This window comes from Micromonospora sp. LOL_015 (assembly GCF_048060275.1).
GTDB lineage: Bacteria > Actinomycetota > Actinomycetes > Mycobacteriales > Micromonosporaceae > Micromonospora_E.
The window spans coordinates 16,539-27,983 of record NZ_JBHMIO010000051.1; the positions used below are offsets into that span (position 1 = coordinate 16,539).

The window sequence follows — 11,445 nt, forward strand, 5'->3', positions numbered from 1 at the left end:
CGGACCGATGAACCCACCCTCGGTACGAGGCGGGCCCTCGCATGATGGAAAGCAGCGGTGGAGGGACGGTCGACTCGGTCTAGAGGCCGGGGCAGGGACATGGATGTCAGGTCGTCACAGCCCGGCCATCACGGCGGCCGACGGCGGCTCAGAATGGCCAGGCGCTGCGCTGCCGGGCAGCTTCCGCGAACGCCCACTCGTACCGGACCGCAGTCTGGAAGTGACCGACGAGCTGCTGCCGGCCGGCCGCCCCGGTGCCGGCGGCGACCTCGTCAACCATCCGGAGGAAACCGGCGACCGCGTAGCCGTAGTGCGGACCGGGGTGATAGAACTCGATCCAGCGGGCGTAGCGGGAGCCGGGGACGTGGTTGTCCAACAAGTTCTGCGAGACCCGCTGGTTGAACACCACCATCGGCAGCAGCGCGCCGACGCCGGCTTCGACCGAGGCGGACGCCGAGGCGAGGAAGAACGACGCGTACGCACGGGTCGCAGGGGCCGGCTCGGATGTGTTCGGCTCCGGCGGTGCCGGGGCGGACAGGTCCGTGGCCAGTCCCTGGTACGCGTCGCGCAACCGGTCGCGTGCCTCCAGACTGCCGATCACCGAGCGGGCGAGCAGCCTGGTGTGGCCGTCCTCGACGGCGGCGGCCGCCGTCGAGGCCAGTGCGCGGGCGTAGGCAGGTAGGAGATGCTCGGTGTCCTGCACGACGAAGTGGGTCAGGCACTCGGCGGGGACCGAGCCGTCTCGCAGGCCGGTCCAGAACGGATGGCCGATCACCTTGTCCAGGACGGGTGCGGCTCGTTGCAGCAGATCTTCGTGAAAGCTCATGTCGCTGCTCCTCGGGGATACGGTCGGTCGGGGTGGATCTTGTGGCGAGTGCTCAAATCGCCAGACGGACTCGGTACTGCCGCAACCAGGCGTCGAGCTGCAGCACCATCTCGACGTCCCGGCGTTCGCCCCACCCGGTGACCTCGATCGGCCGTCGAGCGCGGCGTAGCCGGACGCAGGCCTGGGCATCAAGCAGCGGCTGTACCGGCGAGTGGGGGTCGTCGAGCACGGCGTCGAACTGGGCACGGAGGATTTCGCCGTAGCGCGGATCCTGGGTCACCGGGAATGGACTCTTGCGCCGCTGCAGCACCTCGTCGGGTAGCAGATCGGCCACGGCGGCGCGCAGCACGCTCTTCTCGTGCCCGTCGGCGGTCTTCATCGCCCACGGGATGTTGTAGACGTACTCCACCAACCGGTGATCGCAGTACGGCACCCGTAGTTCGAGACCGACCGCCATGCTGAGGCGGTCGTCGCGGGCGAGCAGCATCGGCAGCCAGCGGGTGAGATGGGCGTAACCGGTCACCCGCATCCGCCGGTCCAGGCCGGACTCATCGGGCAGGGCGGGCACCTCGGTGACGGTCTCGGCGTACCGGTCGGCGGCGTACCCGGGAACATCGATCTTGGTGAGCAGTGCCGGGTCGAGCAACCCGGTGCTCATCCCATGCCGTGCCACCCGCAGGCCCATCGTGACCCACGGGAAGTTCGGCGACTCCAGCAGCGACGGGTCCCGGAACGACTGGTATCCGCCGAACAGCTCGTCGGCGATCTCCCCCATGAGGGCCACCGTGGACCGCTGCCGTACCGCGCGCAGCAACAGATAGAGCGAACGGTCCATGTCCGGGATCGGTCTCGGTAGATCCTGCGCGCGCAGGGCGGCTGCGGCGACGACCGGGTCGACCATGTCGGCGGTGCGCAGGACTACCGGCTCGTGCGCGGTCCCGATGTGCCGGGCCACCCGGTCGGCATACGGCGCGTCCGGGTCCATGTGCCAGAAGTCGGAGCGGAACCGCTCGGCGTGCCCGTCGAAGTCCACGGCGAATGTGCGCGGTCGTTCTCCGGCGATCGCCGCGATCGCCGCGATCGCGCTGGAGTCGAGGCCGCCGGAGAGCAGGGTGCACAGCGGGACATCCGAAACGAGGTGGGCGTGCACGGAGTCGGTCAGCAAGCCGCGGACCGTCGCGACCGTGGTGGCCCAGTCGTCGGTGTGCTCCCGCACCGGCAGCGCCCAGTAGCGGCGCAGGTGTTGACCCGTCCGGTCGAGGATCACGAGGTGCCCGGGTGGGACCTCGCGCACTCCCTGGTAGACACCGTGTCCCGGGGTGGCGATGTACGCCAGCAGTTCAGCGAGCCCTTCAGCGTCGACGACGGCATCCACCAGGGGGTGCTCGAGCAGTGCCTTGACCTCGGATCCGAAGACCAGGCCCGGGCCGGCCGCAGCGTAGTACAGCGGCTTCACCCCGAGCCGGTCGCGGGCGAGCAGCAGGCGCTGGCGCGCCGGGTCCCACACCGCGAAGGCGAACATCCCGTCGAGATGCTCCACGCACCGCTCGCCCCACTGCAGGTAGGCCCGGAGCACGACCTCGGTGTCTCCGCTGGAACGGAACCGGTGCCCGAGGCTACGGAGTTGCTCGCGCAACTCGCGGAAGTTGTAGACCTCGCCGTTGTAGACGAGGACCGCCTGTACTCGACCGTCTCCTTCGGCGACCATTGGCTGGTCGCCGCCGGCCGCGTCGATGACGGCAAGCCGGCGGAAGCCCAGCGCGGCGTCTCGGTCCGTCCACCCCCCCTCAGCATCAGGTCCACGGTTGGCGAGGGTCGCCACCATGGCACGTACCGTGTTGATCTCTGATGTCAGATCACGCCCGAAGTCGACCCATCCCGCTAGTCCACACATGACGTCACTGTCTGCGTCGCGTCTCGAGGCCCGCTCGGAGCGATCTGGACCGGCCGGTGGCTGGTCAGACTCGGTCGAGCGCCAGCTGTTCCAGACGCGGGACGAGTTGCGCCGGTCCCGGTTGTGCGTGCATGTCCCGACGTACCTCGTGAACCGCGTCGGCGACCGCCTTGTCGGTGAGCAACGAACCGGCTTCCCGGCGTAGCTGCTCCGGGGTCGCCTCCGCGCGGTTGAGCACTGCTCCGCAACCGGCGCCGAGCACCGCAGCGGCGTGGGCCGCGTGATCCGGCAGTTGCGGTACCAGCAGCATCGGCACGCCGGCGTCCAGCGCGGTGAGGATGGAGCCGGCCCCGCCGTGCGACACCAGCAGGTCGCAGCCGGGCAGGATGGTGCGCAGCGGTACGTCGTGCAGCACCCGTACGCCGTCGGGGAGCGGACCCAGCAGCTCATGCTGGTCGGCTGAGACCGCGAGGATCACCTCGGCATGCGCCGCCAATGCCTTTGCGACGGCACCGGCGATGAATCGGGACGGGGAGACCCGCGCGATGGTGTGCCCCCAGCTGACGCAGATCCTCCGGCGACTGGCGCGGCTCGCCGAGCGGTCGGCGCTGCCGGTGTTCGGCGGCAGGCTCTGCCAGGGGCCGTTGAACGGTACGTGCCGCATTGGCAGGTCGGCCCGGCTGCCCGGTAGGCGCAGCCGGGCCGGCCACGGGTCGATCGTCGGCGCGGCAGTGGGATCGACCGGTGCGCTGCCGTGTCGGCGGGCCAGCGGCGCGAGTAGCTCCGGCAGGAGTTGACGGGCCCGGACCAGCAGGTCAGCCCCGTACAGGTGGCGTACCGCAGGCACCTTGACCACCTGCGCGGCGAGCGGTCCGGCCCACGCGGTCGGCTCGTAGACGATCAGATTAGGACTCCACTGCCGGGCCACCTCGACGAGTTCGTCGAGCATGGCGTCGGCGTGGGCGAGGAACATCTGCAGGGCTCGCGGTCCCCGACCGGTACGTGGCGAGACCGGCTCGGACCGACCGCGCTCGGCAGCAGCCGGCAGCAGGTACCCCCGGACCATCGTTTCGGCGTCGCGGTCGGCGCCGACCGACACTCCGGTCAGCCCGGTCGCCGCAATGGTCCGCTGCAGCGTGGGCTGACTGGCGACGACGACGTCGTGTCCGGCGGCCTGGCAGGCCCAGGCCAGCGGCACCATACCGTACAGGTGGGACGGCCAGGCCCAGGTTGTGAACAGAACACGCATAGCGGCCTCCTTAGTGCGGCAGCAGGTTGCGTCAGCTGAGGCGACCGCGGAACGCGGGGCCACCCGTCACCGTGCCGCATGCAGGTGACCCGTGACTCGAGGATCGCTCGTCGTCGAGGTTCCATCAGCGCCCCATCGGCTGTCGAGCCAGGACACCGACGCTTGCCGGCGGTACAGAGCGATCGGATAGAGGAGGGGCGATGGAGGCGAAGGTCGCGCTGGTGACCGGGGCGAACCGGGGGATCGGTGCGGCGGTGGCCGCCCGGCTCGCCGCCCGAGGGCACCAGGTGGTGATCGCTGCGCGGCAGGTCGCGGACGCGCAACAGGCGGCGGCCAGACTAGGGGGCGACACCCGCGCCGTGCGACTGGACGTGACGGATCCGGCGAGCGTCGCTGCCGCCCGGCAGGCGGTAGGACCGATCGACATCTTGGTCAACAACGCCGGCGTGCTACTCGACGGAGGTGAGGACCCGTTGCTCGTACCGCTCGAGCTTGTCGAGCTGACGTGGCGGATCAACGCGCTCGGCGCCTGGCGGGTGTGCCAGGCCTTCGTCCCGGACATGGTCACGCGCCGCTGGGGACGGGTGGTGATGGTGTCCAGTGGCACCGGGGCGTTCAGCAACGGAATCTTCGTCGGCGCGCCGGGCTACTCGACGTCGAAGACCGCACTCAACGCGGTGACCAGCATGCTGGCCGCCGCGACCAAAGGTAGCGGAGTACTGATCAACGCGGTCAACCCCGGACTCGTGCACACCAGGATGCGGCCCGACGCCCAGCGGTCGGCGCAGGACGCGGCCGTCGACGTCGAGTACCTGGTGTCGCTCGACGACGACGGGCCGTCCGGCTGCTTCTTTCGAGGCAGCCGCCAGATCAACTGGTAGCCGCAAAGGTGACCGCTGCGACGGCTGACTCCGTTTCATTTACTAGATGGGCTATTTGGTGTATTAAGAAGTAGTGCATAGGCAATATTGTGGGAATCTGGTTATATCGACGACACCGACGTGTCTCGTCGACGAGGCGGCGACAGACCCCTACAGTGCCTGGTCGTGATCACGCTGGCGCGAATCGATCTCGCGAGTGAGCGGTCACGGGACGCGCGGCTCGTGGGTTCCGACGTCGCCGCCCTCGCGCGGGTACGCCACCTGAGTCAGGTCCCGCACACCGTCGTGCTGTCCGCCCCTCTGGACCTGTGGCTCGCCGTCGCTCGGGCTCAGCCCGACCGGTGCCGCCGGCGCATGCTTCCGGGACCATTTGCCCGGGTGTCGCTGCGGTGCGCGGGTGTGACCGACGCCGGCCGGGTCATGGTGCGCAGTCCGGTGTTGCACAACTTGCCGATCAGTACTCTGGCGGAGGGTTCGTTGGAGCTGCTGGCCTGGACGCAGCGGGCGGCGGGTGGCGGTCGTGACATCCGCGCCGTGCTGTCCGTGCAGCACTTTCTGCCGGCGCGGGCGAGTGTCCTGGTCTCGGTGGACCCCGCAACCGGTCAGCAGCGGATGCGCGCGTGCTGGGGGATGGCCGAGCCGCTGTCCGGGCCGGTCTACTTCGACGAGGTGACCGTGTCGGAGGCCGCTGGCGTCGGCACGTACACCGTGGCCCGAAAGGAGACCGCCTCCGCCCCGGCGGCTGGCGGCACCTGCACCGTCGTCGTGCCCGACGAGTTGCGTGACGCACCGGTCCTGACGCTGGCCGTGGCGACCCGCGTCGCCGATACTGCCCGTACTGTCGGCAACCACCTGGGTTCGGTCGAGTTGGAGTTCGTCTTCGTTGACGACGAGGCGCATCTAGTGCGGTGTGAACACCGCTGAGGACGGGCTGCCGCGCGACTACCCTACAGACCACTTCGAGTTACCTTCCAACGGGCGCTGCGACGGTGCAGACAGATGACCTGTCGATACCCGTCCAAGGAGGCCGTTCGTGCACCGTACTCTCATCGTGGCGAGGATGGATCCCGGAGATTCGGATGCCGTTGCCGACATCTTCGCCAAGTCTGACGCGTCCGACCTGCCGCATCTCATCGGTGTCCAGCGCCGGACCTTGTTCCGCTTCCATGACCTCTACTTCCACCTCGTCGAGGCCGACGACGACATCACGCCGCGGCTGTACCGGGCCCGCAGCCACCCGCTCTACGAGGAGATCAACATCGCCCTCGGCAACCACGTCTCCCCGTACGACCCCAACTGGAAGGAACCGCGCGACGCGATGGCGACGCCGTTTTACGTCTGGTCGGCAGGGCAGGAGGTGACGCGGTGACGACCGTGTCGCACTGGAAGGTCGCCTCGGACTCAGTGGCCGCGAACCGACGCAGAGGTGGCGAGATCCGGGTGACCCTGAGCCCGCGTACCGTCGGGTGTGTCTCTGGCTTCGGGGGGGTGCTTCGGCTGACAGCGCAGGAGTTCATCAGTGAACACCTGCACCCGTACTCCGAGGAGTTTCTGCATGTCATCTCGGGGCAGCTGGAGATGGCTATGGACGGGACCGTGGTGCAACTGGGGCCGGGGGAGTCTCTGTTCATCCCGATCGGCGTGCGGCATCGGCTGGTCAACACCGGTGCCGTGCCGGCGGAGGCGGTGTTCCACCTGTCGCCGCTGGCCCCGCGTCCGGAGTTGGGGCACGTGGACACCGAACCACTGCCCGACCCGGAAAGCTCCCAGCCGAACGTGGGCAGAACACGGTGAGCCGCCGCGCGGTCATCACCGGCGTCGGCGTGGTCGCCCCCGGCGGCATCGGACGTGAGCCGTTCTGGCAAATGCTGACCGAAGGGCGTACCGCCACCCGTACTATCACCTTGTTCGATCCGTCGGGGTACCGGTCCCGGATCGCAGCCGAGTGCGACTTCGACGCCCGGGCGGCCGGACTGAGCGCACAGCAGATACGCCGGACGGACCGCGCTGCTCAATTCGCCACAGTGGCGGCGCGGGAGGCGGTGGCCGACGCCGGACTGCGGCTCGACGGGGTCGAGCCGCAGCGGCTCACGGTCAGCGTCGGCAGTGCGGTCGGGTGCACCATGGGCCTGGAGCAGGAGTACGCAGTCCTCTCCGACGACGGGCGACGTTGGCTGGTCGACGCCGACTACCGGGTGCCACAGTTGTACGGATACATGGTGCCCAGCACGATCGCGGTGGAGGTCGCGCGGGAGGTCGCGGCGGAAGGTCCGGTCGCGTTGATCTCCACCGGGTGCACGTCCGGCATCGACGCGGTCGGGCACGCGGTGCAGCTCATCACGGAGGGCAGCGCGGACATCGCGGTGACCGGTGCGAGTGATGCTCCGCTGTCGCCCATCACATCGGCATGTTTCGACGCGATCAAGGCGACCTCACCGAACAACAACGATCCCGAGCATGCTTCCCGGCCCTTCGACGCGCAGCGCGACGGCTTCGTGCTCGGCGAAGGTGCCGCGATGTTCGTCATCGAGGAGGCCGAACACGCCGAGCGCCGACAGGCACCGGTATACGCCGAGGTGGTGGGCTTTGCCAGTCGCAGCAACGCGTTCCACATGACCGGGCTCAAACCTGACGGCCGCGAGATGGCCGAAGCGATCCGGGTCGCGCTCAATCAGGCCAAACTAGATCCGACAAGCGTGGACTACATCAATGCCCACGGCTCCGGAACCCGGCAGAACGACCGCCATGAGACGGCGGCTTTCAAGCGTAGCCTCGGTGAGCACGCCTACCGTGTCCCGGTGAGTTCGATCAAGTCGATGGTCGGACACTCGCTCGGCGCGATCGGGTCGATCGAGATCGCGGCCTGTGCGCTCGCCCTGCAGCGACAGGTCGTCCCCCCGACGGCCAACCTGCACAACGCCGATCCCGAGTGCGACCTGGACTATGTGCCGCTGGTGGCCCGGGACCACCGCACCTCGGTGGTGCTCACCGTGGGTAGCGGATTCGGTGGGTTCCAGAGCGCCATGCTGCTCGCCGTCCCCGGCCGGTCCTGACACACTAGGGGTAAGCCCTCATATACGCCTACGGTTATTCTGGCTAGAGTAATGCCGGCGTCGCGGTCCGGCGGCGCCGGCATCTCCACGAAGGAGGACCAGCAATGAGGACCGCCCGCCGAATCGTCGCGGCCGTGGCTGCAGTGGTCGGCCTGGGCTTGGCTGCCGGGGTGGGTTGGGCGGTGAACTTTGTGGTCTCCTACCAGCAACTCGATCGTAGTACCGTGGGCAGGCTCGACTTCAGCCAGCCGCTGGCCGTGCCGCCGCTGGCCGAGTCAACCACCGACGAACACGGCCGCAAGAAGTTTCACCTGACCATCCAGAGCGGACAAAAGGAGTTTCTGCCGGGCAAGCAGACGGCAACCTGGGGCATCAACGGTACTTACCTGGCACCCACGGTACGAGCGCAGCGCGGCGACACGGTTGTTTTCGATGTCGAGAACGGGCTCTCCGAGACCACCACCCTGCACTGGCACGGAATGCACCTGCCGCCCGAGATGGACGGCGGTCCGCACCAGATGATTCGCCCGGGCACGATCTGGTCGCCGACCTGGACAATCGACCAGCCGGCGTCAACGATGTGGTTCCATCCGCACATGCACCAGCAAACCGCGATGCACGTCTACCGTGGTGTGGCCGGCATGTTCCTGGTCGATGACGACGCCGGTCCGCAGCTACCGGACGAGTACGGCGTCAACGACATCCCTCTCATCCTGCAGGACAAGAACTTCCACGACGACGGGTCACTCGACACCCGGCACGCCACCTTCACCCAGCAGATCGCCGGGGCGGGCAACGTTGGCATCCTCGGCGACACTGTTCTGGTCAATGGCACCTACAACCCGCATCTGGAAGTGCGGCACTCGCTGGTGCGGCTGCGGATTCTCAACGCGTCGAACGCGCGGACCTACAACCTGGGCTTTCCCGATGACCGCCCACTCACCGTCATCGGCACGGACGGCGGGTTGCTGGAACGCCCCGTCGATCTGCGTCGGTTGCAGGTGAGCCCGGGCGAGCGCTTCGAGGTGCTGGTGGCGCTTGGCGCCGGGGACCGGCCGGTGCTGCGCAGCTTCCCCGCTGACCTGGGTTCCGGGTTCCCACTGCGCCGGTTCGCTGGAGCGGATGACACCCTGGACATCCTGCAACTGCGCGCAGCTGAGCAACTGGCCTCGGCGATCGAGGTGCCTCCGCAATTGGTCACGGTTGAGCAACCGGACGTGACCGGCGCCGAGGAACGCTCCTTCGAATTGCTCGGCGTATCCATCAACGGCCGAACCATGGACATGAGTCGTGTCGATGGGGTGTTCACCGCAGGCAGCACCGAGGTGTGGACGGTCATCAACACCGACGAAGCCCCGCACAACTTCCACGTGCACGGCGTCTCGTTCCAGGTACTGGATATCGGCGGTGAGCCTGTCCCGGCACATCTCGCCGGGCTGAAGGACACCGTATACCTGCCGCCTGGCACGCCACTGCGCATTGCCGTGACCTTCGAGGATTACACCAGCACGACCTGGCCGTACATGCTTCACTGCCATCTGCTCCGGCACGAGGATCAAGGCATGATGATCCAGTTCCTGGTGGTCCAACCGGGAGAGGAAGACTCGGTGAGCCGCGTTCTGTCCAGACACGCCCACCACAACTAGCCCCGCGGCTCCCCCGCAGCCGCGGCCCGGGACGGCCACGCATCACCCACCGGTGCGTGGCCGTCCCTCTGTCCCGGCGGCCACAAGCGCCGCCCCGTCTCTGGGGCAGTGCACCCGACAACTGGGACGGCCCACGGCCCGGGTCCACGAGGCAGGCTGGGGCGCTTTCCGCCGAACTATAGCCGACCAACCTGGTTACCAGGGCCGCCGAAGGTCGGCATTGCTTCGAGTTGAGTTTGAGGGTAACTCCAGACCGACCGGCCAGCCTTGTCTGCAGGACGGCGTCGTGCGCCGTCACGGACAAGGAAAGGCCCACGATGATCGCGTCATCGAAGCGTAGCCGGACACCCGAACCGACCCAGCCCGTGGTGACGGGTATCGGGGTCGTGGCGCCAACTGGCACGCGCGTCGACGAGCACTGGCAGGCGGTCCTGGCCGGCAAGAGCGGGATCGGGCGAATCACACGATTCGATCCGACTGGCTATCCGGTGAGCCTCGCCGGTGAGGTGCCCGGATTCGCACCGCAAGGGCGGGTACCCGGACGGCTCATTTCGCAGACCGATCGCTGGACGCACTTCGCACTCGCTGCGGCCGAGAACGCGCTGCAGGACGCCGGGGTCGATCCGGCCCAGCAGCCCGAGTACTCGATGGGGGTAGTGATCGCCAGTTCATCGGGTGGCACCGAATTCGGCCAGCACGAGATGCAACGGCTCTACACGCGGGGTCCGTCCTGGGTCGGTGCGTACCAGTCGATCGCCTGGTTCTACGCCGCCAGCACCGGGCAGATTTCGATCCGGCACGGCATGCGTGGCCCGTGCGGTGTGATCTGCACCGAGCAATCTGGCGGCCTGGATGCCATCGGCCAAGCACGGCGACTGCTCCGGTCAGGTACGCGGCTGGTGGTCACCGGCGGCACCGACGCCTCGCTCTGCCCGTACGGACTGGTCGCCCAACTCTCCAACGGCGCGTTGTCTGCCGTGGACGATCCTGCTCGGGCCTACCTGCCCTTTGACGCCAGCGCGACCGGCTACCTACCGGGTGAGGGCGGCGCGATTATGATCGTCGAGACACCGGACGCGGCCGACGCCCGCGATGCCGAGGCCTACGGGCGGATCGTCGGCTACGCAGCGGGGGTTCGACCCATCGCCGGCAGACGGGCGATCCGAACCATTGGTCGGGGTGATCAACCGGGCGTTGACCGACGCCCGGCTCACCCCCGACCAGGTCGACGTCGTCTTCGCCGATGCCCTCGGGGTGTGGGCTGAGGATCGCGCCGAAGCAGCTGCGCTGCGCGGTGTCTTCGGGCCGCGTGGCGTGGCAGTTACTGCCCCGAAGACGCTGACCGGCCGGCTCTATGCCGGAGGTGGCGCACTCGATGTGGCGACTGCGCTGCTGGCCCTGCGCCACGCGGTGGTGCCTCCGTGCACCGGTCCCACCCGGCTGGTGACCGGTGACGACCTGGACCTGGTCCTCAACCAGCCCCGGGAGATGCCGGTGCGTGCCGCTTTGGTGCTCGCGCGAGGGCACCAGGGATTCGTATCCGCCGTCGTACTCACCCGAGCCGACGGGTGAGTTGGCGTATCTAGAAAGGACTTTGGGATGACACTGTTTACCCTAGAAGACCTCCGAAAGATCCTCGGCTCGGCGGACGGGACCGACGGCCCGGAACTGGACGAGAACTCCCTCGACGTAGCGTTTGCTGAGTTGGGCTACGACTCGTTGGCGATGCTCGAACTCGCCGCGTCTGTCGCGCGGCAGTACGAAGTGCCGATCCCGGACGACTCGCTGGAACACATGACGACCCCTCGCACCAATGCTGCGTAGCTTAAGTTGATTGTCCCGCACCGGGTTTGATGGAGACATCGAAACCTGGGAGGAACACCAGCGATGCCCGCA

General features: G+C 68.1%; 10 protein-coding genes and 1 pseudogene. 8 read left to right on the forward strand and 3 right to left on the reverse strand.

Annotated features, from left to right (window positions below):
* Window positions 1-148: 148 nt before the first annotated feature.
* The 3 genes from ACFHWU_RS25425 to ACFHWU_RS25435 form a co-directional block, all read right to left on the reverse strand.
* Complete coding sequence (locus ACFHWU_RS25425; protein WP_416591809.1) at window positions 149-826, reverse strand: TenA family protein; 678 nt, start codon at window positions 824-826, stop codon at window positions 149-151.
* A 52-nt stretch (window positions 827-878) separates the two neighbouring features.
* On the reverse strand, window positions 879-2,720 hold the full coding sequence (gene asnB / locus ACFHWU_RS25430) for an asparagine synthase (glutamine-hydrolyzing) (protein ID WP_416591810.1): 1,842 nt from the start codon (window positions 2,718-2,720) through the stop codon (window positions 879-881).
* A gap of 64 nt (window positions 2,721-2,784) precedes the next feature.
* Window positions 2,785-3,969, reverse strand: coding sequence for a nucleotide disphospho-sugar-binding domain-containing protein (locus ACFHWU_RS25435; RefSeq protein ID WP_416591811.1), 1,185 nt, complete (start codon window positions 3,967-3,969; stop codon window positions 2,785-2,787).
* Window positions 3,970-4,169: 200 nt separating this feature from the next.
* On the opposite strand from ACFHWU_RS25435, the gene ACFHWU_RS25440 reads away from it, so the two are divergent.
* The 8 genes and pseudogenes from ACFHWU_RS25440 (at window position 4,170) to ACFHWU_RS25475 (ending at window position 11,373) form a co-directional block, all read left to right on the forward strand.
* Window positions 4,170-4,850, forward strand: a complete 681-nt coding sequence (locus ACFHWU_RS25440) for an SDR family NAD(P)-dependent oxidoreductase (protein WP_416591812.1) — start codon at window positions 4,170-4,172, stop codon at window positions 4,848-4,850.
* 165 nt (window positions 4,851-5,015) lie between these two features.
* Window positions 5,016-5,774, forward strand: a complete 759-nt coding sequence (locus ACFHWU_RS25445; RefSeq protein ID WP_416591813.1) for a hypothetical protein — start codon at window positions 5,016-5,018, stop codon at window positions 5,772-5,774.
* 109 nt (window positions 5,775-5,883) lie between these two features.
* Window positions 5,884-6,219: a TcmI family type II polyketide cyclase gene (locus ACFHWU_RS25450; RefSeq protein WP_416591814.1), complete on the forward strand. Its 336-nt coding sequence runs from the start codon at window positions 5,884-5,886 to the stop codon at window positions 6,217-6,219.
* Window positions 6,216-6,644, forward strand: a complete 429-nt coding sequence (locus tag ACFHWU_RS25455) for a cupin domain-containing protein (RefSeq protein ID WP_416591815.1) — start codon at window positions 6,216-6,218, stop codon at window positions 6,642-6,644. The genes ACFHWU_RS25450 and ACFHWU_RS25455 overlap by 4 nt, the downstream gene beginning before the upstream one ends.
* Window positions 6,641-7,903 (forward strand): beta-ketoacyl-[acyl-carrier-protein] synthase family protein, encoded by a 1,263-nt coding sequence (locus ACFHWU_RS25460; RefSeq protein ID WP_416591816.1) that lies wholly within the window; start codon window positions 6,641-6,643, stop codon window positions 7,901-7,903. The genes ACFHWU_RS25455 and ACFHWU_RS25460 overlap by 4 nt, the downstream gene beginning before the upstream one ends.
* A 104-nt stretch (window positions 7,904-8,007) precedes the next feature.
* Window positions 8,008-9,549 (forward strand): multicopper oxidase family protein, encoded by a 1,542-nt coding sequence (locus ACFHWU_RS25465; RefSeq protein ID WP_416591817.1) that lies wholly within the window; start codon window positions 8,008-8,010, stop codon window positions 9,547-9,549.
* A gap of 317 nt (window positions 9,550-9,866) precedes the next feature.
* Window positions 9,867-11,121 (forward strand): annotated as a pseudogene (locus ACFHWU_RS25470) (ketosynthase chain-length factor).
* Window positions 11,122-11,148: 27 nt separating this feature from the next.
* Window positions 11,149-11,373 (forward strand): acyl carrier protein, encoded by a 225-nt coding sequence (locus ACFHWU_RS25475; protein ID WP_416591818.1) that lies wholly within the window; start codon window positions 11,149-11,151, stop codon window positions 11,371-11,373.
* The last annotated feature ends 72 nt before the right edge of the window (window positions 11,374-11,445 follow it).